General features: G+C 51.7%; 28 protein-coding genes and 5 pseudogenes. 29 read left to right on the forward strand and 4 right to left on the reverse strand.

All coding sequences use genetic code 11. The annotated features are described in order from the left end of the window. Nucleotides 1-187 precede the first annotated feature (187 nt). Nucleotides 188-574, forward strand: coding sequence for a relaxosome protein TraM (locus JNO11_RS20955; protein WP_061060495.1), 387 nt, complete (start codon nt 188-190; stop codon nt 572-574). A 27-nt stretch (nt 575-601) separates the two neighbouring features. On the opposite strand, the gene JNO11_RS20960 is transcribed toward JNO11_RS20955, so the two are convergent. From JNO11_RS20960 to JNO11_RS20975, 4 genes are all read right to left on the reverse strand, one after another. After that, nucleotides 602-1,789 carry a HAMP domain-containing sensor histidine kinase gene (locus tag JNO11_RS20960; RefSeq protein ID WP_325177822.1) on the reverse strand — a complete coding sequence of 396 codons (1,188 nt, stop codon included), beginning with the start codon at nt 1,787-1,789 and terminating at the stop codon, nt 602-604. Between the two features lie 68 nt (nt 1,790-1,857). Continuing rightward, nucleotides 1,858-2,286 (reverse strand): molybdopterin-dependent oxidoreductase, encoded by a 429-nt coding sequence (locus JNO11_RS20965; protein ID WP_325177823.1) that lies wholly within the window; start codon nt 2,284-2,286, stop codon nt 1,858-1,860. A gap of 29 nt (nt 2,287-2,315) precedes the next feature. Beyond that, nucleotides 2,316-2,747 carry a GNAT family N-acetyltransferase gene (locus JNO11_RS20970; protein WP_325177824.1) on the reverse strand — a complete coding sequence of 144 codons (432 nt, stop codon included), beginning with the start codon at nt 2,745-2,747 and terminating at the stop codon, nt 2,316-2,318. Nucleotides 2,748-2,762: 15 nt separating this feature from the next. After that, nucleotides 2,763-3,533 carry a helix-turn-helix domain-containing protein gene (locus JNO11_RS20975; protein ID WP_061060499.1) on the reverse strand — a complete coding sequence of 257 codons (771 nt, stop codon included), beginning with the start codon at nt 3,531-3,533 and terminating at the stop codon, nt 2,763-2,765. A 701-nt stretch (nt 3,534-4,234) separates the two neighbouring features. Between JNO11_RS20975 and JNO11_RS20980 the strand changes: the two genes are divergently transcribed. The 28 genes and pseudogenes from JNO11_RS20980 (at nt 4,235) to traG (ending at nt 26,717) form a co-directional block, all read left to right on the forward strand. Then, nucleotides 4,235-4,657, forward strand: a complete 423-nt coding sequence (locus JNO11_RS20980; RefSeq protein ID WP_325177825.1) for a type IV conjugative transfer system pilin TraA — start codon at nt 4,235-4,237, stop codon at nt 4,655-4,657. 3 nt (nt 4,658-4,660) lie between these two features. Continuing rightward, nucleotides 4,661-4,966, forward strand: coding sequence for a type IV conjugative transfer system protein TraL (traL, locus tag JNO11_RS20985; protein ID WP_061060501.1), 306 nt, complete (start codon nt 4,661-4,663; stop codon nt 4,964-4,966). 51 nt (nt 4,967-5,017) lie between these two features. Next, nucleotides 5,018-5,626 (forward strand): TraE/TraK family type IV conjugative transfer system protein, encoded by a 609-nt coding sequence (locus JNO11_RS20990; protein ID WP_061060502.1) that lies wholly within the window; start codon nt 5,018-5,020, stop codon nt 5,624-5,626. Beyond that, nucleotides 5,623-6,355: pseudogene (traK, locus tag JNO11_RS20995) on the forward strand (F-type conjugal transfer protein TraK). Before JNO11_RS20990 ends, traK begins: the two are co-directional and overlap by 4 nt. Continuing rightward, nucleotides 6,352-7,741, forward strand: a pseudogene (traB, locus tag JNO11_RS21000) (F-type conjugal transfer pilus assembly protein TraB). The pseudogenes traK and traB overlap by 4 nt, the downstream one beginning before the upstream one ends. A gap of 138 nt (nt 7,742-7,879) precedes the next feature. Then, a complete protein-coding gene (locus JNO11_RS21005; RefSeq protein ID WP_346267502.1) occupies nt 7,880-8,287 on the forward strand; it encodes a transcription termination/antitermination NusG family protein in 408 nt (135 codons plus the stop codon). Nucleotides 8,288-8,335: 48 nt separating this feature from the next. Further along, entirely contained in the window at nt 8,336-8,758 is a 423-nt protein-coding gene (locus JNO11_RS21010) for a hypothetical protein (protein ID WP_325177827.1), read from the forward strand. A 192-nt stretch (nt 8,759-8,950) separates the two neighbouring features. Continuing rightward, nucleotides 8,951-9,499, forward strand: coding sequence for a type IV conjugative transfer system lipoprotein TraV (traV, locus tag JNO11_RS21015; RefSeq protein ID WP_325177828.1), 549 nt, complete (start codon nt 8,951-8,953; stop codon nt 9,497-9,499). 93 nt (nt 9,500-9,592) lie between these two features. Further along, nucleotides 9,593-12,239 (forward strand): annotated as a pseudogene (gene traC, locus JNO11_RS21020) (type IV secretion system protein TraC). Between the two features lie 15 nt (nt 12,240-12,254). After that, a complete protein-coding gene (trbI, locus tag JNO11_RS21025; protein WP_325177829.1) occupies nt 12,255-12,701 on the forward strand; it encodes a type-F conjugative transfer system protein TrbI in 447 nt (148 codons plus the stop codon). After that, nucleotides 12,698-13,339 (forward strand): type-F conjugative transfer system protein TraW, encoded by a 642-nt coding sequence (gene traW, locus JNO11_RS21030; RefSeq protein ID WP_325177830.1) that lies wholly within the window; start codon nt 12,698-12,700, stop codon nt 13,337-13,339. Before trbI ends, traW begins: the two co-directional genes overlap by 4 nt. Beyond that, the gene (locus tag JNO11_RS21035) at nt 13,336-13,626 is read left to right on the forward strand and encodes a hypothetical protein (protein WP_061060511.1); all 291 of its coding nucleotides are present in this window, start codon (nt 13,336-13,338) and stop codon (nt 13,624-13,626) included. The genes traW and JNO11_RS21035 overlap by 4 nt, the downstream gene beginning before the upstream one ends. A gap of 287 nt (nt 13,627-13,913) precedes the next feature. Next, nucleotides 13,914-14,297, forward strand: coding sequence for a hypothetical protein (locus JNO11_RS21040; RefSeq protein WP_325177831.1), 384 nt, complete (start codon nt 13,914-13,916; stop codon nt 14,295-14,297). Nucleotides 14,298-14,319: 22 nt separating this feature from the next. Beyond that, nucleotides 14,320-14,712 (forward strand): hypothetical protein, encoded by a 393-nt coding sequence (locus tag JNO11_RS21045; protein ID WP_325177832.1) that lies wholly within the window; start codon nt 14,320-14,322, stop codon nt 14,710-14,712. A gap of 100 nt (nt 14,713-14,812) precedes the next feature. Next, complete coding sequence (locus tag JNO11_RS21050) at nt 14,813-15,193, forward strand: hypothetical protein (RefSeq protein WP_187495367.1); 381 nt, start codon at nt 14,813-14,815, stop codon at nt 15,191-15,193. Nucleotides 15,194-15,359: 166 nt separating this feature from the next. Then, on the forward strand, nt 15,360-15,701 hold the full coding sequence (locus tag JNO11_RS21055) for a hypothetical protein (RefSeq protein WP_061060515.1): 342 nt from the start codon (nt 15,360-15,362) through the stop codon (nt 15,699-15,701). After that, nucleotides 15,698-16,693 carry a conjugal transfer pilus assembly protein TraU gene (gene traU / locus JNO11_RS21060; RefSeq protein ID WP_325177833.1) on the forward strand — a complete coding sequence of 332 codons (996 nt, stop codon included), beginning with the start codon at nt 15,698-15,700 and terminating at the stop codon, nt 16,691-16,693. Before JNO11_RS21055 ends, traU begins: the two co-directional genes overlap by 4 nt. Before the next feature lie 9 nt (nt 16,694-16,702). Then, nucleotides 16,703-17,332, forward strand: a complete 630-nt coding sequence (gene trbC, locus JNO11_RS21065; RefSeq protein WP_061060517.1) for a type-F conjugative transfer system pilin assembly protein TrbC — start codon at nt 16,703-16,705, stop codon at nt 17,330-17,332. 87 nt (nt 17,333-17,419) lie between these two features. After that, nucleotides 17,420-18,250, forward strand: a complete 831-nt coding sequence (locus JNO11_RS24885) for a hypothetical protein (RefSeq protein ID WP_346267503.1) — start codon at nt 17,420-17,422, stop codon at nt 18,248-18,250. Next, nucleotides 18,222-18,959: pseudogene (locus JNO11_RS24890) on the forward strand (conjugal transfer protein TraN); the annotation flags it as partial. The gene JNO11_RS24885 and the pseudogene JNO11_RS24890, both read left to right, overlap by 29 nt. A 219-nt stretch (nt 18,960-19,178) precedes the next feature. Continuing rightward, on the forward strand, nt 19,179-19,976 hold the full coding sequence (gene traF / locus JNO11_RS21075) for a type-F conjugative transfer system pilin assembly protein TraF (protein WP_187495370.1): 798 nt from the start codon (nt 19,179-19,181) through the stop codon (nt 19,974-19,976). Between the two features lie 10 nt (nt 19,977-19,986). Further along, nucleotides 19,987-20,457: a hypothetical protein gene (locus JNO11_RS21080; protein ID WP_325177834.1), complete on the forward strand. Its 471-nt coding sequence runs from the start codon at nt 19,987-19,989 to the stop codon at nt 20,455-20,457. Further along, nucleotides 20,454-20,666, forward strand: a complete 213-nt coding sequence (locus JNO11_RS21085) for a hypothetical protein (RefSeq protein WP_325177835.1) — start codon at nt 20,454-20,456, stop codon at nt 20,664-20,666. The genes JNO11_RS21080 and JNO11_RS21085 overlap by 4 nt, the downstream gene beginning before the upstream one ends. Next, a pseudogene (gene trbB / locus JNO11_RS21090) lies at nt 20,656-21,280 on the forward strand (F-type conjugal transfer protein TrbB). The gene JNO11_RS21085 and the pseudogene trbB overlap by 11 nt, the downstream one beginning before the upstream one ends. 31 nt (nt 21,281-21,311) lie before the next feature. Next, on the forward strand, nt 21,312-21,590 hold the full coding sequence (locus tag JNO11_RS21095) for a hypothetical protein (RefSeq protein ID WP_187495374.1): 279 nt from the start codon (nt 21,312-21,314) through the stop codon (nt 21,588-21,590). 192 nt (nt 21,591-21,782) lie between these two features. Then, nucleotides 21,783-22,133: a hypothetical protein gene (locus tag JNO11_RS21100; RefSeq protein ID WP_325177836.1), complete on the forward strand. Its 351-nt coding sequence runs from the start codon at nt 21,783-21,785 to the stop codon at nt 22,131-22,133. A gap of 134 nt (nt 22,134-22,267) precedes the next feature. Beyond that, nucleotides 22,268-23,635, forward strand: a complete 1,368-nt coding sequence (traH, locus tag JNO11_RS21105) for a conjugal transfer pilus assembly protein TraH (RefSeq protein WP_325177837.1) — start codon at nt 22,268-22,270, stop codon at nt 23,633-23,635. Then, nucleotides 23,628-26,717: a conjugal transfer mating-pair stabilization protein TraG gene (traG, locus tag JNO11_RS21110; RefSeq protein ID WP_325177838.1), complete on the forward strand. Its 3,090-nt coding sequence runs from the start codon at nt 23,628-23,630 to the stop codon at nt 26,715-26,717. Before traH ends, traG begins: the two co-directional genes overlap by 8 nt. The last annotated feature ends 12 nt before the right edge of the window (nt 26,718-26,729 follow it).

The raw sequence follows: 26,729 nt of genomic DNA on the forward strand, positions 1-26,729 counted from the left end.
CTATATCAGATCTCATGAAAAAATAATTACCTAGTGCTGGATTGACACACACTCATTCAAAGAGAAATAATTAAATCAGCTGAGCTACACCTTCTACATATTTCTCCAGAAAAGATGCTCTGGTTTCTTATTCGCTTAAATTTTTCAGAATGCGATCTTATTTTCGCCGCTACGGAGTGACAGCAAAATGGCCCGAAGGAATATTTATTTTAAAGAGAAAACTGAAAGGGAAGTCCTTGAGCTTGTACAGATTGAGCTTCAGAACGGAGCCACACACGGCGAGATAAACTTTTCCTCTGTTGTGAATGAGCTCGTCGGTATTGGTTTGATGGTAAAAAAACATCAGGGTGAAGGTAGCAAGTTTGATGCTGAGGGATTCAATCGAGATCTGATACGCAAAGTTTCGGGAACCCGTGAAGGAACCAGCATTATGATTGCAATGCTTACAGAAATGTACCTGCATGTCAGAGGAGAGAACAATGCACACGCTCTGGAGGAGCTGATTGACCGTAACCTGACGGGGATAAGTGCGGCAGAGGATAGGGCTGAAAATAAGCACTTTATCCAGGAATAACGAAGCCGGGCGTTTGCCCGGCAATTTTTAATTTACGCGCGAAACAGGGATTCTCAGCGTGAACGTAGTACCCTTTCCAATTTCAGAGTGTGCCTTTATTGAACCGCTCATGGTTTTTATATAACTGTTCACAATAGTAAGTCCGAGTCCAAGACCTTGCCTGGTTTCTGATTCAGCACCTTGATTAAAAGGCTTGTAGAGGAACTTTAACTTACGCATGTCAAAGCCACATCCATTATCACTTACTCTTATCATTAAAATTCTATCGGTCAGTCTGAGTCTTACATCTATTAATCCATTACTGGTGTTTTTATTGGAATTATCTATCAGGTTGTGAATAATCGATATGAGCTTTTGCTTGTCAGTTCGAATCAGTGTTTCAGGCAGGTTTACATGAAACTCTAATTTGTTTGTTGTTTCATTGAAGAGTGACATGCTTGATTCGATTATTTCATTGAGCCTGAAAGTTGTCAGATTTAAACCAACGTTTCCGATTTCAATCCTCGAGAACTCAAGGATCTCTTTTGTTTGCTGGAAGAGTTTATTTGAGTGGAATGAGATTTTTGCAAGATATTTCTGAGTTGCGAGCATGCCCTCTTGGGGATCTATCATATCGCATGCGAGTTGAATTTTTTGGATTGAACCAGACATTTCGTGATAAATTGCCGAGATAAAGATATTCTTACCTTTTATGGCTGCTTTAAGTTTGGAGATGTGCATCCATAATACAATCATTAGAAGAAAAAGAAGGCATATACTTGCGAGCGCAGTTGTTTCTGCACTCATTGAGTTATCGCTTATTATCTTTTTAACTCTCTCAAAGTTTTTAATCTGAATACGATAGATGATTTGTTGCAGGTCAATCAAAGCCGGTTGCATTTCATCCATTTTTCTTAGCAGCATTGCTTTTGTTGATGAAGGGTTTTCCGGATTATAGAGTGCGCCTAAATCAGCGCTTTGTTTTTCAATATTACTTAGAGCTGATATGAAATCTGGCTCGTAATAAAACGTGCCGCTATAATTATATTTATTGCGAAGGATTAGTAGTTTTGAGTCAAAGACGGATTTACTGATCAGGAAAGCATTCGGATTTTCAGTTTTATAAACTGCAGTTCTGGTACGTTCGAAAGCAAGAAATAATATTTCTGCAGTAGAATAGTTATCAAGAGTAGGAGCTATACTTCTGTACTGATTTTTTACTTCATTGAACTTCATAACAGTTAGATAGACGGAACCTCCAAAAAGCAGAGTCAGTACCAGGCCAACAAATACCGCTGTTTTTTTTACCTTTCATCTACCGCCTCAATTCTGTTTATCTGCCAGACAGTGCGAGCATTTACTTCAAGATTATTCAACTCTGGATGCTGGTCCCCGGGATAAATGACAGCAAAAGGACCGAGATCTGAGACGGGTATCTGTTTTCCGTTTTTCTTGTAGGCAAGGATGACTCCATACTTGTCCAGTTCGGCTACGGGGAGGGTATAGCTGTAGTCATCAAGAGCAAAGATTCGCAACTGAGAGGCCTGAACACCGTACGATTTCAGGAGCGTAGTAAAAGTTACACCTTCGAATGTTGCTTCAGGGGTGAAATTAGTAGAGGTTTTAATAGTTGATAAAGCCAGATGTGACAGGTCTTCTGTAGTGATCGTTTTAGTCGTTTTACCAAAAACTAACTGAAGCGTGTCTGCCAGCACCACAGGTGCTGACGTCATGGTGAGACACAATACACATGCCCTTATTATCATTTTTGTTTCCTTTTTCGCATGATCAGTTGGCCAAATTCATCGTCACCTTCCGGCACCCAACCTCGGGCTGCATAAAATCCTGCCGCAGAAGACCCTTTATCGGTGGTCAGTTCAATCTGGTCATCACTTCCGCTAAAGAACCAGTCTGTGATTCTTTCGAGTATCTCACTCCCAATACCTCGCCCGTGATACTCCGGTCTGACAAACAGGCCGCCAATGAGGGCATGGGGAATGTGTATACCCAGTCCGTAACCCACAAATTCGTCATTAATACTGCAGATCCATCCACCCCCCTGGCTGATGTCTTCAATTACCTGTTCTCTCTGCAGATATTGTATCTGGTGAGCATGAACCATGTTTTCCTTTACAGAAAAACGGATGTCGTAAACTTCCTTGATGTGTCTTGGTTCAAGTTTCAGGAATTCCATTTTTAGTACCATTATTCAATAGAAAATATTTGCCAGAAGAATTGAGGATAAAATAAACACCCGCGTCGGTTTCTCGACAAGTTCAACACCATACTTGACGATGGTTTCACCGATTTCCTGTTCATGCTGATTTAACTGTCCTGTTAACAAGATAATCGGAACTTTCTCATCTGTACTGCGAATTTTCTTAATGACTTCCTCTGAGTTTTGATCATAGTCAAGTAGCCAGTCAATAACATACCCATCATAAGATTCGCTATCAATAGCTTCACTGAGAGAGGCCGCAGTCTGAAAGGCCTGCCCGTCTATGCCGTACCTATTGGATACAGACTGCATTAACTCCAGGATTTCATTGTCATTATCAAGTATCGCTATTTTTGGGGCAGGCAAAAGGTCCATTTTCTTTACTTTCTTCATATCTTTGTGAATTTTTGAAGAAGTCGGGTTTATAATATAGAAGTTCTTACTTTTATATGCATAGTTAATACCAGGTTCTTTAACCTCTACATCTTCATTACTTACTTCAACATTACATCGGATATGAATGTCGTTTACTATAAATAAGCCATTATAGTTACGCCTATCATCTAATGATTCATTGAAGAAAGAAAAAATACGTTTTACTTCCTGATAAGTTATGCCACGTTTTTCGTCTAGTTTTTGTTTGGCGCTCTTATATTGAATGTCTAGTATTTCAGCAATAGTAGATGCCTGCTTTCTTTTTCCTATTCCCTTCCGTTCCAACAGGTTCAGGACTTTTTCAAGATTTAGCTTTGGTCTTTCCAATTGAACACCCGGCTGTATTGAATAGATTTAATAGTTTGCGTTTTTGCATTTCAATTTGGGTTAACTCAAAGATGATACACGACTGACGAACTTTTGAAGATAATTTTATGCTGTCAACTTATTGATATATATAGATTTATTTTAAGTCCTCGAAATGGAATCAGAGAAATCCTCAAAAAATACTCAGTAAAGGGTTCACTTAGGGAACGGTTATCTAGTAAAGTAGTGTAAGTGCCTTACATACATGTGCTCGCAGCGTAACGCCAAAGCTGTCGTGCTGTGTAATGTGAGGCTCAATGTCAGTTTAAAAAATATGAACTCATGCTACGCCATAGCCTCACTGAATTTATTCTTGAATGGGGTCTAACTGCTACTGATGAGCTCATATATAAAATAATACATACATAAACCTATGCCGAAGTGTTCTCCACAAACATCTTTGCATAGCTGCGTTCAATCAGCCCCTCTCCTGTTCAGCATGTCTGGTGAGGGGCAGTTGATCGTTTTACAGATAGTTTCCAGATAGGTTTCCAACACCAGGGTTTTTTCTTCTTCTTTTCATTAACTAAGAGTTTTCTTTTCTCAGGAGGTGTGAGGTATCTAAAAGCCAACTTTCATTATCAATACTAGTCCCCGTTAATTAATGCATACGCTTTATGCGCGTATGAACTCAGTGTTTTTTTTAAACTGGATATTCACAAATGAAAATTACCCACTCCGTTACCGGTTTACCGGTGAACGTGGCGGTAGCATTGCCTGATGAGGTTAAGACTCACTCAGGCAATGTATTCAGCCGCACCGCCAACCGTTTCCATTCTGCTTCTTCTCTGTTCTTAACCTCCCTGAAATCCTCCCCCTCATTTCGCCACAGCCTAATGCTGTGTGCGTTGATGCTGGTTGTTGTGGTTTTTCCACATATTGCTAATGCCACTGACCTGCTGAAGACGCAGCAGCAGGATGCCAGTGACACGTTTGGCCTGCAAAGCTCCGTTATGCGCTGGATTTATTTTGCAGAGATCATCATTTCAGTTGTGGGGTTCATTAAGACCCGAAATCCTCTGGTTTTTGTCGGCCTTATTGTGGTCCTGCTCGTAACCCGTGCTTTCTACGGTATGGTCGGGTGATATATGGAAGACAGGGAATCGCGAAGGTATTACTTCCCGGAAACCCTAAACAACCAAAAGCGTTGGTTTGGTCTGCCACCTGAAGAGGCGGTTATTCTCATTGGTTGTGGCGGACTGGGGTTCTGGATTGACATGTTTGTCATCATGCTCATTACCGGCGGTGCGCTCTGGCTTCTTATACGTCACCTGAAGAAGGGGCAGGGGTCCTGGTGGCTTCTGAACCTTCTTTATTGGTATCTGCCCACCACGCTTTTCCGGACGCAGCTGCGGCGTGTTCCGGATTCCGGCAACCGTCACTGGATGCAGTAGCCCTTCTGCCGCCTTTCGGGGCGGCACATTTCCCTGAAAATGGGAGGACTCATGAAACTTCAGATAAAAGAAACGCGCCACCGCGTGGTGGTATACACGCTCACGGGACTCGTCGCCCTCGTCTTTCTTCTTGCTGTTGCCTGTGGCATTACCGGTGCAATGGCCTGGTATTTTGCTCACACGCAGAAAACCATCACCACTCCGATGACATTCGACAGACCATTTGTCTCCGATGTAACAGCCGGAGACGCAGCGCTGAATAGCATGCTTGTTCGATCACTCGTTAACCTGCGTCTCAACGTCACGCCAGAAACGGTCGATCGCCAGCACGAGCTTCTTCTGAGTTTTGTAACTCCTGAAGCACGCTCTGAAATGAAAAAGGTGTTGGCTACCGAATCCGCATATGTGAAAAAAAATGGTATTGCCAGTGTGTATAGCATTGAGCAGGAGGCCACTGACCCTAAGACCGGCGATATCACGGTCGGAGGGACACTTCGAGCCAGTACTACAAACGGCAGCGTCAGCGTTGATCTGCCTGTTGCCAGGCAGGCCTGGCGGCTTCGTCTCCACTACGTAAATGGTCTAATCCGACTTGAAGCCTTTCCCGAAGTGTCCTGGTCCGCCTCTTTCAACGCAGATAGCTCTGGAAAATCATTATGAAAGCACAACTGATTGCCGCGTTCATCGCCGGTGTCAGCCTGACTGGTCCGGTCAGCGCTACCGTACCCGGACCGGCTGGTACTGTATTTGAAAATAATGCGCATCTTAAAGCGATGATGAGTAATACCAGTCCAAATAAAATTGTTATCGATGGTGAATTGATCACTGGTATTACCGGCCCTGATAACGCCTATAAAAAAAGCAAATACTGCCGATGGCGCACTGCTGATAACGCCTCTTACGGGGCAGGATTTCACAATCTTCCTTGAAACTGCCGGCGGCGTAGGCGTCTCAATTGATGTATCACCGAAACCGGGAAACGGGCGCACTCTGCACCTTATTCCGGCAGATGCACCGGTGAAACCTAACCCTGACGCTAAATCATGGGAAGAAAGTCAGCCGTTCCAGAAAATACTGGTGAGCATTGCTCGCACCGTAGCGAATGGCGAGGTACCTGAAAACTATACCGAGATTAAGGCTTCGCGCGGTCCTGTCTATACCCCCCCCGCTGGCGTGCAGCTGACACCTGAACGTCAGTTGGCAGGTTCGCATCTGCGGGTGATGCGTTATCGCATAAAAAATACAGGCTATGTGACCCGGATGCTTAGCGAGAAACAGTTCTGGCAGAAGGGCGTGCGTGCAGTAATGCTTTCAACACAAACGCTTTATGCGAACGGTGAAGGCTTTGTATGGGTGATCTTCTCAACTGATCCGGAGGGCGGAGCATGAGCAATATCAATACCGCAACGCGTCGCCGGCAGTGGGTAATCACCGGTGTGGCCGTCGCGGTTATGCTGGCCGTGGGCGCGGGTATATGGGGGGTATTCAGAGCATCTTGCGGCACTGAAAAATCCTCCTCCGGCTCCGACCGCAGATCTGACAGGAGCAGGACTCGTCAGCAGTAGTTTTACCGCTGCAGTGTCAGAGTCCGTACTGACGCAGCAGCAGAACAAGACTGCCTCCCTTGAAAAGGACCTATCTACGCTGTCCAATAATGTCAGTTCACAGAACGAAGCGCTGACGCGCAAACTCGAACAGATAAGCTCGGCACTGGATAAGCTGCAGAGTCAGACGGACAAACCGCCATCGCAGAACGGGCCTGTCACTTCACAAACCGGACCAGGGACAACCGCTACTGGCCCAGCCTCGCTGGGACAGTCTGGTCCGGCACAATGGCGCGTAACTAATCCCGGTAACGGTCCGGGAGCAGGGCAGGGGAGTCAATTCTATCCTGCGCAGAGTCATAGTTTTTATCCCGGTAACGGTACTGTGCGCCCGGGTGGTCTGAGTCGAGATACTTTTACCTACGCTGCGCTCACAGAGAAAAAGACAAAGCTTCCCTGGATTCCATCAGGATCGTTTTCAGAAGCGGTAATGATTGAAGGCGCAGATGCCAATGCGAGTGTTACTGGCCAGCAAAATACCTCTCCAGTAGTCATTACTTTGTTGGGTGACGTTTCTATGCCCAACGGTAAAACATACAACATGGATCAGTGTCGCGTAACTGGAGAAATTTTCGGTGATATTTCCAGCGAACGTGGCGAGGTCCGCACCAAAAACATCAGCTGCATACTGAAAAATGGCAAGCACATCGATATGGCTTTCGACGGTCATGTGTCTTATCAGGGCAAGCAGGGTATTCGCGGCAAGCCTGTCATGCGTAATGGTGCAGTACTCGCTAACGCCGGATTTGCAGGGTTGCTATCGGGACTGGGTGAAGGTGTTCAGGCTGGCTCCACTACCACCGTCGGCATCGGTGCCACAGCTTCGCCAGCTGCAGGTGACATCTTAAGACAGGGACTAGGCGGCGGTGCCAGCAAAGCAGCAGATACGCTGAGTCAGTACTACATCAAACGCGCCGAGCAGTATCACCCTGTTATTGATATTGGTGCTGGCAACTCCGTGACAGTCGTATTCCAGCAGGGATTCAGGCTCGAAACCATTGAGGATGCTGAGGCGGAGAAAGCGCTAAAAGACGCGCCACAGGCCACTGTTCAGCAGGCTACAGCAGTGGTGCCTGCCAGCGTCAATGCAGGCAGTGCACCGGTTCTAAATCCTGATGAAGTACTGCGTCAGGCCAGTCAGTTACGTCTCGGTGATACGATCCCTCAATGAAGGAGTTTTCAATGAAACAGTGGTATGTGCTGCAAACGCTTTTTGCACAGGAGAAAAGGGCTGAGGCACATCTTATTAATCAGGGGGGTTGAATGTTACCTACCATTTTTCACCTGTCAGTTACTGGCTGACGGGAAAGTGAAGCCGGTTAAAGCACAACCCCTTTTTCCTGGATATTTGTTTGCAAGGTTTGATCCGGAAGACATTCACACAACCACTATAAAATCTACACGAGGCGTATCCACGATTGTTCGGTTCGGAAACCGCATTGCTGTTATGTCTGATGAAGAAATGGATCGCTTAAGGCATGGTGCGGACTCGGCAGCGAAGGCTGACATGCAGTCTCCTGCGCATGGTGACAAAGTGTTGATTGCAGGCGGCGTTTTCGGAAACCTTGAAGCTATCTGGCATGAGCCTAATGGTGCAAAACGGGCAATATTATTGCTGAATTTTATGGGCCGCCTTATTGAGTTGGATTTGAAAAAGGCCCGATCTGAAGGAATGCAGATTAAAAGACTAACCGGCAGTAATCAGGCTGCCGCCTGAGTGGTTTGACTCTTGAGCATTTGAAATTTGCAGAAGATGGAGCACCGTATGAGACACTCACACGTTAAAAGAATCATTAAAAATGATAAGTTACTAGTTAGCCTGACTATTATTGTACTGACTTTCAATATGGTCACGTTGTTTTGGCTCAGGCACAGCGGATACCTGACATGGGAATCATTAAACTGGTCAGTTTTGAGGGTGATTGCTCTGGTCTCAGCATTAATGGCCGCTTTAAATCTTTACCTGCTCTTGAAACGCGACGAACTGAGCACCGTCTACCTTTTACCAGCTTCGGTTCCCTGGCTAATGGCGATGTTTTGGTACGTTTGCAAGAGTGTTTGGTATTGGTCGCTTCCTTCCTCTCCTGTTCAATACTTAATTTTTGGTGCGCTGGGAAGTTTCTTCTTCACTCTGGCTATTGTAGCTGCAATGGCTAACCAACATGAAAGTATGGATAAACGGGTTTAGTGCAACGCAACAAGCGATTATGAACGGTCAGAAACCGCGTTAGTCCGGGTTTTACTCAGCTGAGTAAAACCCGGAAGTTATAGAAAAACGTCATGTTGCAATCTTCACCTGCTCTTTTACTGCTCGTTCAGTTAAATCCCAACGCACCACTCCCTTATCAACTGCGGCCCTTCCGTATCTGAGGAAATTACTATGCAAAAATTATTTGCGTGCGCACTGTTGTGCGCTGCGCTGACCGGCTGCGCCGGTATGAACTCTGATTTTGACTGTAACAAAACTGCGACCGATCAGTGTCTGTCTATGTCCGATGCCAGTAAACTGGCATCGAAGCATAAAAGCCTGGACGATCTGAGCGCAGAGAAGGAGGCCGGCCCAAAGCCTGCCGCTGAGGCGCTGGCGACGCCCGGCAATGCGAAATCCGCCATCAACCCTTACCGCTCTGTTAGCGTGGCCTCTCTGTCACCGCGCCCCATATCCGGACAGATTGCAAATTCCGGGAACATCCGGGCATCAACACTGCCGGTCCACTCCGCATCACTGTCCGGAACCTCAGTCGCTGCAGCCGATGCCAACGGGCCCGGACATGCAGACGCACGTCGTATTCCTGACGCCACTCAGAGATTGTGGATTGCGCCTTGGGTGGATGAGCAGGACAGCTTCCATCAACCCGCTGTGGTTGAATTTGTTAAGCAGAAATCCCGCTGGGATGAAGACTTTCGCGTGATTAGCGAGGGAGAGTAATGAATAAACATTTTCCCTTCAAATCACGACATGAAACGTTCTCGCCCGACGCAGCCGGTGCTGCTCGGGGAACGATAAAATCTGGAGAATGGCATGCTCAATAACGTTATCGATCATCTTGCCGGCATTCTCAGCAGCGGGCGAGGTGAGGGCGGGGCAAAAGAAGCTGCCGCCATGCTACGTCAGAACTTCAATTATCCGTCTCTGAGTGGTCTGTTCCCCTGGCGCGCTTATGACGATACAACCGAACTCTACGTCAATAGCCGTTCCATTGGATTCGTTATGGAAGTGGCACCGCTGGCAGGTGCAAATCAGCAGGTGGTGCAGGCACTGGATGATCTGCTGCGCAAAACATTACCCCGCAAAACTCCCGTCACAGTGTTGATGGTCGCCAGTAAGTGTGTTGGAGATCTGCTGGATGAGGGGCTTAGTCGAAATATGTGGAAAGGCAATATGGCTCCACAACTCAATGCGATTACTAAGGCTTTTTGGGAGCGCTCAGCACTCAAGGGGTTGGCGAATAATCGCGATTATCCGCTGTACCTTCGTAACTACCGCGTGTTTCTGGTGTACGCACAGGCCGGACGTGGTGGTATTCGGGCTATGGAAGAGGCAGTTCAGATGGGTAAAACGCTGCGCGTTTCGTTGCAGGCAGCCCATATGGATACCCGCCGCGTCGGGCCAGAAGAGTTTCTTTCTGTGGTTCGTGAGCAGCTCAACTACCGGCCGGGGCAGGTCACTACGAGTAATAAACAGTGGAACAGTGATCAAGAGCTGCACCGCCAGTGTGTTGACCCCAGCACAGAGCTTGAAGTGCATCCCGGTTTTCTTCGGCTAACCACGGCTCTTCAGCCGGAAGATCGAACCCTCGATAAAAGCGAAACTGATGGTGTCGCTCGTACACGCATTGTCAGCCTGCAGCTGACCCGAACACCCGCGAAGTTTGCGCTGTGGCAGGCTTCAGACAACCTGCAGAATATGCGTTTCCCGGATCTTGGTATTCCCTGCCCGTTTATTCTGAGCTGGACGGTATGCGTTGAAGATCAGGTAAAAAAGTCAGAACTCTGCATTCAGCAAAGAGCAGGACCTGGGTAAGAAAGCAGGAACCTCTTATGCGAAGCTGTTTCCTGGTACCGAACGTGCTTATCAGGAGTGGCGCGGACTGCGTCAGGAACTGGCCAACAATGAAATCGCCATGTGCGATATGTCACTGAATCTCACTCTCTTTACACCGGATGATGCGAGCGAGCAGAAAAAATGTGAGCTGGCAGCGATCAATGTGTTCCGTAAAAACGAGCTTGAAATAGCAGCACCGCGCTTTCAGCAGTTACGCAACTGGCTTACCACTTTGCCGTTTATGATGCAGGAGGGTTTATGGGACGATATGCGTCAAATGGGAGCGACACTCCGCTGTAAAACGTTTAATGCAGTCAATCTTATGCCCGTAGTTGCCGAACGGCAGATGTCACCGCGCGGTATTCCGCTGGCCACTTATCGCAACCAGTTGGCCTTTTTCGACATGTTCAGCAAGCACAACGGAGCCAGTAACTTTAACTGTGCCGTGACGGGCACGTCAGGTGCGGGCAAGAGTTTCCTTATCCAGGGAATCCTGCGAGAGGTACTGAATACCGGGGGCTTTGGCTGGGTAATAGACATGGGGGGTAGCTACAGGAACTTCTGCCGTCAGGCGGGTGGGGCATATCTTGATGGGGAAACGTTGCGCTTTAATCCGTTTGCCAATGTCACAGACATCAGCGAGTCATCCGAGGGCATAACTGGTCTGATGGCCGTTCTGGCAAGTCCGCAGGGAAATCTGGATGAGATCAGTGAGGCTATTCTGCAGAAAGGAGTGGTCGCGGCCTATGAAGCGAAGCAGAACAAGGCGCGTATTGACGACGTAGTCCATTATCTTGAATCGTCAGATGTGACTGAAAAATATGCCAGCCAGCCAACCATAATGAGTCGAATCAACGAACTGGTACTGCTGCTGGATCAATGGTGTACCTGGGGAGCCAACGGCGAATATTTTAACTCAGATGAACCTACTCTTGACGGTGAAACACGGTTTACTGTGCTGGAGCTGCAGGGACTGGAGAAACGACCGAATCTTTTGTCCGCGGTGCTGTATTCGCTCATTTTGGCGATCCAGGAAAAGATGTACCACTCACCTCGTAGTCTGAAAAAAGTGGCCATTATCGATGAGGCCTGGCGTCTGTTCAGTGGACAGAACCCACATGCAGCACGCTTTATCGAAAAAGGCTATCGCACGGTTCGCCGCCATCGAGGCGCATTTATCACCATCACCCAGGGCATGAAAGACTTTACCGGATTACCGGGAGAGCCTGCTCCTTCCGCCGCCGCCGCCGCGTGGGACAACAGCGGAACAAAAATCACGCTACTGCAGGAGGCGAAAGCGCTGAAAACCTACCTCAATGCTAACCCCGATCAGTTCAGTGAGATGGAAACGGAAATTATTCGTGGATTCCAGAAGGCAATTCTTACGGGATATAGCTCCGCAATGATTTCAATGGGAGAGCAGAGTTCATTTTACCGCGTGTTTGTTGACCCGCTTACGCGAGCCCTCTTCAGCACCACGGGAGAGGACTATGAATACATGACGGAGGCACAGAATGCAGGAGCGACCAGCGAGGAAGCTGCGTGGCTTCTGGCCTGTGAACCACACATGTATCAGGCCGAAATGCAGGAACTGCAGTTATGGGCTGGCCTGACTGTAACCTGATCCGGAGAAATAATTATGCATGAAGAAAAAATGTCATCTGCCCGTGCAGATGAGGAAGGCGGTAACGGCCACGTCGTGACGGGTAGCGTCAGAGTAAAAACGTGGTCGCGGCTGCTTCACAGCCGGAGGTGCAGAACTGCTGTGGCAGGCGCACTGGTGGTAGTGATGAGCGGTGGTGTCAGCGCACTAGTTTCGCAAGCGCTACAGCCAGCATACGTTGTGTTTGACATGAAAGGCACTATCGACACTTTTCGCCAGCAAACCGCGCAGCGGCCGATGGAAAAAGATGTGCTTGAGACCCTGACGAAGCGCTTTGGTGCAGCGCTGGATTCAAGCCTGACGGCCTGGCAGGAAAAACATAATGGCATCGTTCTGGTAAAGGGTGCGGTTGTTGGTGGTGCTCGCGACATCACGCCTGACATTCAGGCGGACATTGCGCGTCAGATGCAGGGGACGCAATGAATAGACGCCCGATAGCCAGGCTTCTTGCCACAGTGGTTTTTTTACTCGCTACAGCGGTTTCACTGACCGCAGGGGCGAAAGATCTTGGAACCATCGGGCATCTGTTTCCGATCGCCGAGCCGGACCTGCTGACCTTTATCGGCCAGCGACTGCAGGGCATGAAAGACAGCGGCGAGATGGACAGGCTGCAGCGCGAGGCCGAAGCGCGTGTAAAGGAGCACGCAGTACGCCCGGCACCAGTGGCTGGGCTGACGTCGGCGAAGAAAAATAAAACTTTCATGTACGACCCGACATTTACAGTGCGTGAAACTATCCGGGATATGCGTGGAAATATCATTGCCCGGGCCGGCGATAAGGTTAATCCGCTGGATAAAGTGCCTTACAGCGAAACGCTTTACTTCGTTGACGGAGACGACCCTGCGCAAATGGACTGGGTCAAACCACAGCTTAAGGAAAAGCAAAACTTCAAGGTCATTCTGGTTAAAGGCAATGTGCACGACAGCAGCATCGCTCTGGACGAGCCTGTCTACTTTGATCAGTACGGCACGCTAACAACAAAATTTGGCTTTGAGCACACGCCTGTACGTATCACACGTGACGGGCGCATGCTCAAAGTAGAGGAGGTGGCGCTGAAATGAGTCACAAAATGCGAGGACGTAAAGCTCCGGAAACTGTAAAAATTCACGCGGCTACTGTGCGTATGGATGATGCTGATAAAGCAAGACTGCGGCAGATGACCAGTGAGCACCCACTGTACACAGAATCGGTAATAATCCGAGCTGCATTACAGGCTTTTCTTGCGTATGGCGTCCCGATGCGAACTGAAATTGTACTGGCCTCACTGAATGAAGGTGATGTAAGCGAACTCATGCGCCGCCACGGCATGCTGCCCACATCCGAGAGTGAGGGAACGCATGCAGTATAACCTTGTCCAGAAGGTGATAGATGACTGGCAGAAATCTGAGTCATCATCGGCATCCGTGGCTGCACCGGTTCAGCTGCACCCTGAGCCGGTAATGCAACCGGTATGGACGGCTCCTATCCCGCCTGCCTGCCGAGCTGAAATTTCACTGGCACCGGAGAGCATCAGTGCATTTACGTCAGGCTTACCGGCTGTGGGTAGTTTCATTGTTCTGATAGCGATGGCCATTGTCATCGTCCGTGTAGGAAGGAGAATGACTCCCGAGAGGCCGGACACCATGCGCGTTGTATATGGATCGTCACCTCCGGCCCCCCCTTGGCAGTCGTGAGATGGCTGACCTGGCAGCCGCTGAGGCAAACAGCCATTACTGGCAATGCATGCTGGCGGCATTTGACGGCGCGCTGGAGGCCGAAGGCTTTGCGCTTCGTGCTGAGCCTCGGGCAAAGATCCTGCTGCCTTATGCTGTCCGGGCCCGCGTGGGTATCGCCATCGTAAAAGCGCGTTACCGCTACCTGAACCCGCGCCAGAGCGACGAAGCTGCAGAGGCGATGCTGCGTGATGCCGAAGAGGATGACTATACCGGCAGCTGGACCGATTGCTGTCAGCGGGGAGCCGAGGCGGCCGGCTGGTATGTAGTAAGCCGGGGTGATGTCGGTCCACTAAATATGCAATGACCTTCCTACAGGTATAAAAATTATGAGAAATAAAAATCGCGAACCGGGCCTTATTCGGGTGATGACGTTACTGGATAACGTTGGTCTGGGTGAGCGACAGAAAACTATTTCGGACCTGCTACACAGCGCGCGGTTCGCCATACAGGAAGGGGATTACTTTACCGCACAGCAGCACATTACTGAGACTCTCGGCCAGTTGCGTAAAGCGCGACACAGCCTGCAGGTCTCTGGCGCAGATGAGCTGGAAATTAGTCTGCTTAATAATGCGATTGCCAGGCTGCTTGCTGTGCAGAAAGAAGGTGGTGCGGACTGGCGTGCTTATTTTTTTGTGTATTTACGTGAGAGCCGATATCCGCTGTTATTCCTGTTTTTTGTTGCAATATTAGCAATCCTATTCGTAAGGATTACTGGCTGACAGGTCATCTGCCAGAATTTTGTAACAGGAGGAAGGCCCGCAGTGGATATCAGCTGGTCTAAAATCTGCGCATGAGTTATCACTTAAAGGAAAACCGGCAATGAAAAAAACGACGCTCAGCCTTCTGTTGTTTGCTGCTGGCCATGCCTCAGCTGCGCCGTCGCTCATGCAGGCCTGGCCGTCATGCGACATAAAAGCTCAGCATGACGCGAAGGGCGAAACCGGCGGAAGCATCAGAGACCCGCTTCAGGCGCATATTTCAGTGCGCGTTAACGTACTGCAGGCCGATATCAGCAACGCCCGCAAGGCGCGTCATTTAACAGAATCTCAATCCGAACAGCTATGGCGTCATGCAGACCGCATCAGAAAAGATACTGATGGTTATGTGAAGCAGCAGGGATTTCTGAGCGCGGCAGAGCGCGCAAGCTACGACCGTGAACTTGACGACATCACCGGCAAACTGTGCCGCGCAGTGAAGTAACATCTACCCGGGTGGCTCTGGCCACCTGAATGCCTTTTCTGCCCACGATGCGCAGGCTGTTCGTTCCTCGCGCCGCTGCGGTACGCCTCAGCCTGCACCCCGCAGGCAGGCCCGATTAACGTCTGACTCCGGCAGTTCCGCTGCCGTCATTACGGAACCTCACCCTATGACATACCCCGCTGAAATATCGGCTCAGCCGGTCGTGCGCGATCGCTGGGGCGGCTGGACGCATCCTGACTTCTTTGTGCCCGCTGATGGCAATGAATATCCGCAGCCCGGCGAGTTTGAGGCCTGGCTTACCGCGCATAGTCTGGCGGCCGCCTTCACCTGGATGGAAAACGATGCGCCGGACTGGATCCGTGATCGCTTCCAGAAAACAGGTGACTGTAGCAGCTGGCAGCCCTCCGGGCCTGGCGGAGAGGGCTGGTTTATAGGCAGCATCCACGACACTGATGACGGCCCAGTGTGCGTCTGGCTTCGTCAAAAGCAGGAGGTGCGGAACGCATGAAACGCGCACTCTTCATTTTATGCCTTCTTGTGACGGCAATTATTGCCAGGCCGGTGATGGCGGCAACCAGTAATGCCGGCGACGGTCGGTGGGTGAACCCCATCAGTGACGTCTGCTGGAAGTGTCTTTTTCCGATGTCACTTGGCAGTATCCAGCTGGCATCAGGCGCACACCCGGATACGCCTAACCCTGCCTCACCCATTCAGCTCTGCTCTTACGGTATTTTCTATCGTCTCGGGCTGGCGATCGGCTTTTGGGAACCGCTGGCGCTGACCGATGTGACCCGTGAGCCTGGCGTGATGGTGAATATGGGGGGGGGATTTAAGATTAACCTCGGCCGCACCGGCACCGGACGCGGTGGGCAAAGTGACTCACCCTCGCCTGGAAGCTTTTACCATGTGCACTGGTATAAGTATCCGCTGATTTTCTGGCTAAACATTATCACCAGCGAAGGCTGTATGCAGACCGGTGATATGGATATTGCCTACCTGTCTGAAGTAGACCCACTCTGGAACGACAGCACGCTGGCCATGATCCTGAACCCCGAAGTGGCGCTGTTTAATAACCTGCTGGCGCAGGGCGCCTGTGCGGCGGACTCGATTGCCTCCACGGCCGGCGTGCCACTGGATCCACTTTTCTGGTGCGCCGGTGCACAGGGCTCGATGTATCCGTTTACAGGCTTTACCAGTAATGAGTTTTCGCCACTTGAAGCCTCCCTGCTCGTCAGTGAACGCATGGCCTTCAAGCTGCATCGGGAGGGGCTGGTCATGGAGACTATCGGGGCGGATGTTGCTGTCTGCTATGAATATCCGTCCCCGATCATCCCCAAATCACGCTGGCGTTATCAGATGGTGAATATGTACCCCGAACCAAACGACTGCCATCCATTCGGCACAACAACCCAGCTCTGGGGCTCTGTACACAACTCACCGGCTACGAAAAAGAACTTCGGCTACCTCATGTGGCGAAAGCGTAACTGCGTTTATCTGTAAGGACTCACCATGAAACAACCTCTGATTACGGCGCTGCTCGCGGGCGCCGCGCTGCTGTGCGCAGGAATTGGGAATGCCGCTGAGCAGCCGTCCGTATCAGGTAACGATATGGCGTATATGAAACAGCAGCAGCGCGACCTGGAATTGTTCAAAAGCCAGCTGAAGGGCATGAATATCACGCTGCCGGATGCGCAGCAGGGACGAGTCTCGCAGCTGCAGAACGAAATTGCCGCCGCACAGGCGGATCAGAACAGCGCCGCGCGCCCTACGCCGCGGGCCGTTTACTTCGTCAGTCTGGGCATCCCGGAGGAAGGGCTGCTGCCGATGCTTGCGGACGCACGCCGCTTCGGCATACCTGCCACGCTGCGCGGCCTGCTGAACAACGACTTCCGTCAGACGGCTGAGATGATGTTTGAACTGTCCAAAAAAGATAAGCAGGCAGGGGTGCAGATCGACCCGACCCTGTACGAGAAGTACAACATAAAGGCCGTGCCAGCGCTGGTCGTCACCTGTGGCAGTCAGTCTGATGTGATCTACGGCAGCCTGCCAGTGAAGCAGGCGCTCGAAGAAATTAAGCAGCGCGGCGACTGTGGCAGTACGGCTGCGCAGCTATTGCAGGACGCGGAGGGTGCGAAATGAAGCGTGCCCTGCTGCTTTCTTTATGTCTGATGGCGTCCAGCGCATTCGCAGATGCGGTAAGCGACGCTTACAACGCGGGTGCCGGGTATGCCGGATCGAATAAGGGACAGGGAACCTCTGCCGCGAAGGGGACTGACCCGGCGTCAGTCATTCCGGGCTACACAGCCAATCCCCCCGCAGGGCGGCTATTACGGCGGCGTACAGGGTGGCGACGGTGGCATAGCGGATAAAGGGCAGACCCAGATCGGAAGTAACGAAGCGGGACAGGCAGTCACGGATTCTTCAACGAAGAACCCGCCTGTAACCATCGATCCCAACGCTGACTTTATCCAGAACGGCAAGAACGCAGAAGCCAACAGCGGCTCTATCGTGGACGGTACCAACAGCCAGTGCACCACGAAAGTTGTTTCAAAGTCGGTATTCGAAAACTTCACGTGCGACAGGGACGTAGCGCAGGTCCAGACCTGTGCCCGAACCGGCAGCGTTATCGTCACGGGCTCAAGCCATACGGAAACCCGGACGATGAATATGCTGCTCAAAAACGCACGCCGCTCGGGCAAACAGGTAATAGTGGATTTCACGTTCCCTGAAACGGCTACGCTCGTCAGCGGCACCACGCAGCTTGTTTACACGCCGGCCCCGTCCTATAACTCCGGGGTTAATTACGTCACGTCGATTCTAAACAATAACGTTACGCTCCGTTACGGTAAGAAGGCAGCGGACAACCTGGGTATCGCGGGGCAGCAGGTTAATGCAGGTCAGGTTTACTCTGCCGTGATTACCCCTGATGGCTCACGTATTGATGCCACCATCAATACGCTTATTAAGTACATTAATGACGGCACTACCCTGTTCCACCTCGACGTGACGTTTAACGTGACGGTTTCCGATAAAAAAGGCCGACACAACCTGGTCTGAAAGCTGCAGCTTTGACAAATCCCAGGCTACCGCCAGCACCGGCAGTGTCTGCACCGATCCGGGCGGCTCCCGCTCGGTTACCTCTGACGGCCAGACCTATACCCAGACGCAGGGCTGCTGGCAGTACCAGGACAGCTACATCGTGCCTGTTAATTCCACCGGTAACTGCGCCCAGCTGATGTCTGACAGAAACTGCACTATCGCTGCACGCGGCTGTACCGAGGCTGAAGGCGGAACGTGCATGCATGAGCAGGATACATACCAGTGTCAGACCACTTTCACCTCTCAGGGACTGCTGTGCGGCGGACAATATCTGTGTCAGAGCGGCGATTGTGACGGCACTGACGGTGCCGGCGATAGCGGCTTTGATACCGCCGTGGCCAAACTTGCCGGTCTTGCTTCCGCTGGTGATGACGTTAAAAACGGCGATCAGATAGACATCAAGGCCTTTACCGGACAGGCGCTCTACTGCCGCAAGGCGATGGCGGGCTTCTCAAACTGCTGCGTTGATACCGGTTGGGGAAACAGCTCGGGGCTGGCCAACTGCAACAGTGACGAAATGGCCATCGGTAAGGCGAAGGCAAAAAAAGTCACCGTTCTCGTCGGCGAAGCCTGCAATAAGGCCGTGCTCGGGGTGTGCGTACAGAAGAAGCAGGCTTACTGCGTGTTCGGCGGGAAGCTCGCCCGCATCATTCAGGAGCAGGGCCGACGCGATCAGCTGCACGTCAGTTTTGGCAGCGGAGACTCACCGAACTGTCGTGGCATCACCGTTCCTGAACTGCAGGCTATTAACTTTGATCTGATTAACTTCCAGGACTTCTATAGCGACCTGATGGCTAACCAGAAAATCCCTGACTCAGCGACGATGGTTCAGCAGGCTAAGGACCGCATTGCAGCGCAGGTTAACGCGCAGACAGGAGGTAAAAAAATGAAACCACTGCTGATTGCCCTGCTGCTGATGGCGTGCACGGGTCAGGCCGTGGCGGACGATACGCCGCCCGCTGACGGGGTGGTGACGCCGGCCGACCCGTTTACCGGCTGGCACTGGTACAACGAGCCGAAGAAAAAGCCGGACCCGCCCGCGCCTAAACCACAGCCTGCGCCGCAAGTGCCGGACTTCAGCAGGCTGTCACCGTCAGAGCAGGCCGATGTGCTGAAAGGATATACAAAGGAAGCGCTGAACAACGCCATCCTTCATCCGTCCGCAGAGCATACCGCTACGTTCCTGCGCTGGCAGAAGTTCTGGACCGACCGGGCCTCGATGTTCAGCCAGTCTTTCGCCGTGGCGCAGCTCGATCATCCGGACCTCGACTACAACCTTGATCACCCGCACTACAATAGCACCGCGCCGCTGCAGCAGGCCCGGGATCAGGCCGAGCAAACCGCGGCAATCAGTCAACTGTCAGGTGAGTACGGGCTGTTCTACTTCTACCGTGGCAGCGACCCGATTGATGCTCAGATGGCAGGCGTGGTGGCGGACTTTGCCCGTCTGCGTCACATTTCACTGATACCGGTGAGCGTGGACGGCACGGTATCGCCGCAGGTGCCCGACAGCCGGCCGGACTCTGGTCAGAGCGCACGTATGGGGATCAGTCATTTCCCGGCGCTGTTCCTGGTCGACCCGAAGTCAAAAAGCTTCCGGCCGCTTGCCTATGGCTTCATGACCCAGGACGATCTGGCGAAGCGCTTTCTTAATGTTGCCACCGGCTTTAAACCTAACTTCTGAGGACATGATTATGCTGACTCTCTCTCCGGTCTGGTACGGGCGGCTGCGTGCTACGTGCCGGGTACAAAACCTCCTGCTGCAGACGCTGATTATCCATCCGGCACTGCTGTTTTTTCTGCTGTTCCTGCTCAGTGCATACGGCGCCGGTGGTGCCGGGCAGATGCTTGTGAACGAGGCCGAAAGGCTGGTGTGCGCCGCGCCGGCGGGAGAAGTGTGGGGCTGCGTATCGCAGGCCATGCCCGTGGAGAGCTGGCCTTCGGTTCCTGATACTTCACGGGATAAGGCCGCACCGGTCAGCAGTGATATCAAGCCTGCACCCCCGGCAGCCATGTGCGTAAAGGCGGCGGTGAGCCGCGATGCGTGGGCGGCGCAGACTAATGACACGCTGCTGTTCTTCTATAAGGCTGGCGTGGTGCTTTCCGTCATATCAAGCCTGGCGGTGAGACATTTCCGCCGCCGGGCAAATGGAGAAAACGTATGAACAGACTTCCCCTCATCATTACGCTGTTTATGGCGGGCATCATTTTTAACTGCCTGCGCCAGCTGCTGGCGTGGTCCGTCAGCTTCACGTACGACGTGCTTACCGGCACCTCAGTCGCCTGTCTGATTCTGGTTGCGCTGGGTCTCATCGCGGAGCTGATTGTCTGGCGAAGGTCGCGCGGCGGCCGGGGAGGCCATCATGAAGCTTAATGTGCTGATGACGGTATTGCTGATGCTGCCTGTATTCGCACAGGCGTCGGTGGCTTCGGATATTGCTGCGCTGGAGCAGACGAAGTTACAGCGCGGTGCGCAGCTGCCGGATTTCGGATTACCCGGGGCCAGCCTGATGCGGGCGGCGCCCGTAAAACCACCCCGGATGATGGCCCTCTCAGACGGGCGGCAGGTGAACCTGAACGACTATGCGGTGGTGGTTTTTATGCAGCGCGGCTGTCAGTACAGCGCGAAGTTCGATCCGCTGCTGAAGTCCTGGGCTGATGAAGAGGGGATAAAGGTGTATCCCTACACTCTTGATGGGTACGGGGATGCGGCTTTCCCGGTGGCGCTTATTCCGCGAAAGGCAGGGCCGAACGAGCCGATTGCCGGTGAGATCCTGACGTTCTTCGGCAACGGGTTACCAATCGCCACGCCGACCACCTTTATGGTCAACGTTAACACCAACATGGCCTACCCGCTTTTTCAGGGGGGAGACGGATATGGGAACGATGAGCCAGCGCCTGGCGCAGATGATCGAAGCCGATATCGACAACCTCCCACCGGATACGCTGGGTCCGGTTCCCAGCAGCGCCTCATTGACCCCGCAGTAATACAGGCGGTTATAACGCTCACGGAATACTCATGACTGAAAAAACTTTAACGCTCTCACGACTTGAGACGGCGCTGCTGCTTGTCTGCGCCTCGCTGCTGGCTGCTGCAGGCCTTTACGCCTGGCTCGCCTGCGACCTTGCGGGCCCGATAACAGGCATGACTTACGGTTCTGATGCGCTGGTGCTCAGCGGCCTGCAGCTCTACCCGTTACTTTTCCTTTTTTCCCTTTCCGGTGGCTTCGGTTTCGGCGTACTGACCAGCATCACCCTGCGCCGGCACGGGTTTATGGCCGACCGTAACGCTTTCTGATATCCGCAGGAACACACCTTATTTACCCTGAACCAACGGAATGAACAATGACATATATGACGAACGCCGCGCTTTCGCCTGAAAAGCTGCTGTGGCTGAACGCCGAAGAACACGTAAAAAAAGCTGACCGGGTTGTATCAGGAACGTAAAGGGCATCTTTACGTGCAGGGATGGACAGGTACCGGTAAATCGGTGGTCGGGCGCGAGCTTGCAGCGCGTCTTAATGGCGACTATTTCAGCTATGAACTGCTGACATCACACGAATATGAAGCCGGATTAAATGAAATGATAAGCCGGATTAAGGCCAGCGACAAAGCGATCATCATCCTGGATGGCTTTTTCCCGGCCGTCGCTGCCGAAGCAATGAGTCATCAGTTGAGAGAGTTCAGAAAGAAGGGCGTAAGCCTGTTTATCTTTTCCCAGGAGCCGCTGATTAAGGCCAGCCCGGATGTGTATCTGCTTACACGAGAAATAAACACGATCGCGGAGTTTCGTTATAGCAGGCAGGCCGGCAACTCCGTCACCTTCTGTCAGATTAAATAAAACTCTCCAGCCAGAACTGACAGGTGAATGCGGTACGGAATACCCGTTCCCGTATTTCGGCTCAGCTGTCTATTAATTTTCTTCCAGCCAATTCAGTTGATGCTGAATCCCTGGCTGCTTCGGAGCGTCTTCACATGAAACTCAGGCAGTTCCTTCTCTGCGCCGCGACGGCGCTGGTCATCAGCACGCCGGCTCTGGCCGACGTGCAGGGCGACCTGAACGGCTACTTTGGCAGCCTCGGCTTTGACGGCAACGTCTCAAAGGCGCAGGCATGGCAGGGTCAGGCCGCAGGCTATGTCACCGGCGGCTCAATCTATCTGCGTAACCCGGTCAAACAGGTGCAGCTCATCTCGATGCAGGTGCCGTCACTCAACGCCGGCTGCGGCGGCATTGACTCCTATTTGGGTGCATTTTCCTATATCAACGGGGCAGAGTTGCAGCGCTTCGTTAAGCAAATCATGAGCAATGCCGCCGGATATGCTTTTGATCTCGCACTGCAAACGATGGTGCCGGAGCTCAAGCAGGCTAAGGATTTCCTGCAGAAGCTGGCCTCTGATGTGAACTCAGCCAACATGAGTTCGTGCCAGGCAGCGCAGGGCATTATTGGAGGTCTGTGGCCGGTATCTCAGGTGTCAAACCAGAAAATCTGCCAGGACATTGCTGGCGAGAGCAATATTTTCTCCGACTGGGCGGCGTCGCGTCAGGGCTGCACAGTAGGTGGTCAGGGTGACAGCGTCACCGGAAGGGCTGCTGACAACATGAAGGACCAGGTGCTGAAGAATAAGAATCTCATCTGGGATGCGCTGGGTCGCAATCACCTGTTTGACGGTAACCGCCAACTTAAGGAGCTGGTAATGAGCGTGGTGGGCTCCATCATTTTCAATAAAGCCGGCCAGGTCACCGTCCTTACGCCACTAGTTGATAACCGCGACATCATCACCGTGCTGATGCGCGGCGGCACCGCGAAAATGTACGGCTGCGACGAACAGGATCTTTGTCTCGGCCCCACGGTAACAAACGTCACAGTCAGTAGTGACGTCGCCCTGGTTACGCAGGTACGTAATCTGATGATCTCTATCGACAGTAAGCTTACTGCTGATACCGGTCTGTCAGACAGGGAGAAGGGCTTTATTAATACCACTTCAGTTCCGGTGCTTAAGTATCTGACCAACTCACGCATCATGGGCATGAGTCCGACCTACCTGATACAGGTAGCCGATTTTATCGCTCAGGACATGATGATCCAGTATCTGCAGGAACTGGTAAAGCAAGCCAGTCAGTCGCTGGCAGGTAAAAACTTCCCCGAGCAGGCGGCAGGCGAGCTTCGTAACAACGTTCTGGCTGCAACCTCGCTACTGGCACAGATGAAACTGCAGTCTACAGCCGATCAAAATGCGCTGGACGGCATTGATCGCAATATGCAGTACCTGCAGCAGCAGGTGTCGACCATTATCTCAACGTCTTATCAGGGCAACTATAAGTGGGGAACCGGCCATGACTGAAATCTGGACCATATACGGCGGTGACATGTGGCGACAGGTGTTCAACGGCGTTGTTACCGTTCTTGGCGCTGATACCTTTACCACTCTGTTACGCATCGTCAGCATGTTCGGAGTGCTGGGTGTAGCCGTAACATTCGTTAAAACCCGAAATCCCTTGGTTTTCCTTCACTATCTGGCGGTATTCATGCTTATCACCTCTGCGCTACTGGTTCCCAAGCGCAGCGTGCAGATACATGACATTACCGATCCGGCTGCAGTTTATCAGGTTGATAACGTGCCGGTGGGACTGGCCATGATTGCTGGGCTTTCCACAGGTGCAGGTTATGGCGTGGCACAGTTGTATGACTACGTTTTTTCGCGGCCTGACTCGCTGACTTACACGAAGACGGGCATGCTATTCGGATCCCAGGTCATTGCGCAGACGTCAGACTTCCGTACGCAGAACCCGCAGCTTTCGCAGATGCTTACGGATTACGTAGAGAACTGTGTGGTAGGTGACATCCTGCTTAATAACAAGTACACCATAGCGCAACTGCTTAACAGTACTGACCCACTGACTCTAATCACGGACAACCCGAGCCCACTACGCGGACTTTATCAGGATGCTGGCGGAGGAAGACAATTTATCACCTGTCAGCAGGCGGCTGCGGTGATAAAAAATCTTATCGGGGCGGACGTACGGATCGGCGGAACCACCTGGCATCAGCTTGCTACGCGAGTATTTGGTAATCGGGTCAATGCCGATGTGCTGCTGGGTAATGCAATGGATGAAAGTTACAACTTTTTCTATGCAGGCGGCCTGAGCGCTTCGCAGATTATGCGAAATAATATTACCAATGCGGCCGTACGTGACGGCTGGAAAGGATTCGCAGCACGCTCTTCAGACACGGCCAACCTGGTTAACCTGGCGACGGAGTCCAGTATGACCAAGCAGCGCCTGAGCTGGGCCTCATTCGGAAGCATCATGGGTCGAATGCTTCCGATGTTTCAGTCGTTGCTAATGCTCATCCTGATCGCACTGTTCCCGTTAATGATTGCGCTGGCGCTGACTAACCACACCATATTTGGACTTAATACGCTGAAAATATATGCTGGCGGCTTTCTGTACTTTCAGATGTGGCCTGTGATGTATGCGATCCTTAACTCACTGGCAAACTTTTATTTACAGTCGAAAACCGGCACCACGGCGCTGGTATTATCTAATCAGGATCAGGTGGCACTGCAGCACTCAGATGCAGCCAATATCGCAGGATATCTGAGTGCATCTATTCCGGCGCTGTCGTTCTATCTGACAAAGGGGGCTGGGGCTATTGCTTCACAGGTGGCGGGCAGCGTCATCAGTTCGGCAGCATTCTCGACGGGTGGACAGGCATCGACTACGGCGGACGGCAACTGGTCGTTTAACAACATGTCGATGGATAACGTTAATGCAAACAAGTTCGACACAAATATGATGCATCGCTCCGGTTCGCAGTCACTCCAGACCGGTAATGGTGCAATGCATACGCAGACTGCAGACGGACATAATGTCTACGATACCAGCGGAGCGGTATCAACCCTGCCAGTGAATATGCGTCTCAGTGCGCTGGCCAGCAGCGGATACTCCGAACAGGCGCGACAGGCCCAGCAACAGGCACAAAGCTCGCTTGATGGCTATAACCATAGCGTTACCAGCGGGTTCCAGCAGTTGCATCAGCTGACAACTCAGACTGGCAACAGCGATAGCGTGACGCAGAGTAGCGATAGCAGTGTGGCAACCAACGTCAGCCGTGGCGCCAGCAAAATGCAGTCGGCAGTTGAGAGCTATGCGAAGTCTCATAATGTCTCTGAGCAGCAGGCATATAACAAGCTCATGGATATAAGCAATCAGGGCAGTGCAGGCACCGGTATCAGGGGACAGGTTAAATTTGACTCTGGTGACCAGCTGGCAGGTAAACTTGGTAAGTGGGCTACTGGTGTCAGCGCCGGAGGTGAGGCCAGTGTAAACGCTGACTGGCGTCACTCTTCTGGCAGTTCGCACGGCACACAGGATACAAATGCTGAGGGACGAGATCATCGCCAGGACCAAAGCAGTCAGGAGGCACGCGACTTCCGTGAGGGTATGGACATGATCACTTCCACCCGCCTCAGCGAGTCGGGGAATCACACCGACAACCAGTCAAACTCTCAGGTTCAGCAGTTTGCAGCTACGCTTAACGACGCTAAGAGCCAGTACCATCAGTACACCGAAAGCAGCACACGCAGCCAGGAACTCAGCCGTATGGCCACTCTGTCACAGACACAGAGCGCAACCCTGGACGCAAATTACAATCAGGAGTTTGTGGACTGGACTACCGCAAAATATGGCAGCGACGCGCAGAACATCCTGACCAATGTGAAAGGTGCAGAGGGTGCAGCGATGGAGTTCATGCACGAGCGGCTTGAACCGCAGATTATGAAAAACTATGTTGACCGTACGGACCAGGTTAACAGTGAGCCGCTGCAGCCAACTCGGTCGCTTAATGGTCCTGGTATACCACAGAACGGTGATGCGCAGATTCCGGCGAGTGTACCGATATCAGAACAAAACGTACCCGCAGCTGACTCTTCAGGCAGTGTTACTCGAGGCACGGTTCGCACGAATGGCAATTCAGGCTATGAATTATCAGCAGAGCGACCTGCGAACTTAAGTAGCCGCGCAACGGAGACGCATATTAACAATAGTGAGCGTAATATCAGCGCGCCGTCCGGTGATCCTTCTCAGGCAATGAATGATGATTTCCGTAGTGGGGAAAAGCGTATTAGCGAGCAGGCTGCCGGTGCTGGCATTCAGAGTAATGTAGCTGATATGGTTGCAGCACAAAGATCTGGCCTTATGGAAACTGTCAGGGAAAACGATGGCAAAATCGCTGAAAACAAAAACACTGTTCAGGCATCCAGTGATATACTCAGGAATGAGCATCAGGGAGCAGTGAGAAACCAGCAGGTTGGCCGTACTGAAGAGGATTTGCGTCAGACAAAACCTATCGGTGATAGCGCTGAGATTAAGGATTTCAAAGACAAATTAGAAAAACTTCGTTCAGAGCAAAGAAAAGCCTCTTAGTATTAACTTATT

Source organism: Pantoea sp. 1B4, assembly GCF_016925765.1.
GTDB classification, from domain to species: domain Bacteria; phylum Pseudomonadota; class Gammaproteobacteria; order Enterobacterales; family Enterobacteriaceae; genus Pantoea; species Pantoea agglomerans.

Excerpts from the sequence above, each read along its gene's own strand:
- JNO11_RS21085 (WP_325177835.1), top strand. The coding sequence starts at position 20,454 with ATGAACAGACTTCCCCTCATCATTACGCTGTTTATGGCGGGCATCATT.
- traU (WP_325177833.1), top strand. The coding sequence starts at position 15,698 with ATGAAACGCGCACTCTTCATTTTATGCCTTCTTGTGACGGCAATTATT.
- traL (WP_061060501.1), top strand. The coding sequence starts at position 4,661 with ATGGAAGACAGGGAATCGCGAAGGTATTACTTCCCGGAAACCCTAAAC.
- JNO11_RS20955 (WP_061060495.1), top strand. The coding sequence starts at position 188 with ATGGCCCGAAGGAATATTTATTTTAAAGAGAAAACTGAAAGGGAAGTC.
- JNO11_RS21080 (WP_325177834.1), top strand. The coding sequence starts at position 19,987 with ATGCTGACTCTCTCTCCGGTCTGGTACGGGCGGCTGCGTGCTACGTGC.
- JNO11_RS20990 (WP_061060502.1), top strand. The coding sequence starts at position 5,018 with ATGAAACTTCAGATAAAAGAAACGCGCCACCGCGTGGTGGTATACACG.
- traH (WP_325177837.1), top strand. The coding sequence starts at position 22,268 with ATGAAACTCAGGCAGTTCCTTCTCTGCGCCGCGACGGCGCTGGTCATC.
- traG (WP_325177838.1), top strand. The coding sequence starts at position 23,628 with ATGACTGAAATCTGGACCATATACGGCGGTGACATGTGGCGACAGGTG.
- traV (WP_325177828.1), top strand. The coding sequence starts at position 8,951 with ATGCAAAAATTATTTGCGTGCGCACTGTTGTGCGCTGCGCTGACCGGC.
- JNO11_RS21010 (WP_325177827.1), top strand. The coding sequence starts at position 8,336 with ATGAGACACTCACACGTTAAAAGAATCATTAAAAATGATAAGTTACTA.
- JNO11_RS24885 (WP_346267503.1), top strand. The coding sequence starts at position 17,420 with ATGCCGGATCGAATAAGGGACAGGGAACCTCTGCCGCGAAGGGGACTG.
- JNO11_RS21095 (WP_187495374.1), top strand. The coding sequence starts at position 21,312 with ATGACTGAAAAAACTTTAACGCTCTCACGACTTGAGACGGCGCTGCTG.
- JNO11_RS21055 (WP_061060515.1), top strand. The coding sequence starts at position 15,360 with ATGACATACCCCGCTGAAATATCGGCTCAGCCGGTCGTGCGCGATCGC.
- JNO11_RS21050 (WP_187495367.1), top strand. The coding sequence starts at position 14,813 with ATGAAAAAAACGACGCTCAGCCTTCTGTTGTTTGCTGCTGGCCATGCC.
- JNO11_RS21040 (WP_325177831.1), top strand. The coding sequence starts at position 13,914 with ATGGATCGTCACCTCCGGCCCCCCCTTGGCAGTCGTGAGATGGCTGAC.
- JNO11_RS21045 (WP_325177832.1), top strand. The coding sequence starts at position 14,320 with ATGAGAAATAAAAATCGCGAACCGGGCCTTATTCGGGTGATGACGTTA.
- trbC (WP_061060517.1), top strand. The coding sequence starts at position 16,703 with ATGAAACAACCTCTGATTACGGCGCTGCTCGCGGGCGCCGCGCTGCTG.
- JNO11_RS20960 (WP_325177822.1), bottom strand. The coding sequence starts at position 1,789 with ATGAAGTTCAATGAAGTAAAAAATCAGTACAGAAGTATAGCTCCTACT.
- traW (WP_325177830.1), top strand. The coding sequence starts at position 12,698 with ATGAATAGACGCCCGATAGCCAGGCTTCTTGCCACAGTGGTTTTTTTA.
- JNO11_RS20965 (WP_325177823.1), bottom strand. The coding sequence starts at position 2,286 with ATGACGTCAGCACCTGTGGTGCTGGCAGACACGCTTCAGTTAGTTTTT.
- JNO11_RS21035 (WP_061060511.1), top strand. The coding sequence starts at position 13,336 with ATGAGTCACAAAATGCGAGGACGTAAAGCTCCGGAAACTGTAAAAATT.
- JNO11_RS20970 (WP_325177824.1), bottom strand. The coding sequence starts at position 2,747 with ATGGAATTCCTGAAACTTGAACCAAGACACATCAAGGAAGTTTACGAC.
- trbI (WP_325177829.1), top strand. The coding sequence starts at position 12,255 with ATGCATGAAGAAAAAATGTCATCTGCCCGTGCAGATGAGGAAGGCGGT.
- traF (WP_187495370.1), top strand. The coding sequence starts at position 19,179 with ATGAAACCACTGCTGATTGCCCTGCTGCTGATGGCGTGCACGGGTCAG.
- JNO11_RS20980 (WP_325177825.1), top strand. The coding sequence starts at position 4,235 with ATGAAAATTACCCACTCCGTTACCGGTTTACCGGTGAACGTGGCGGTA.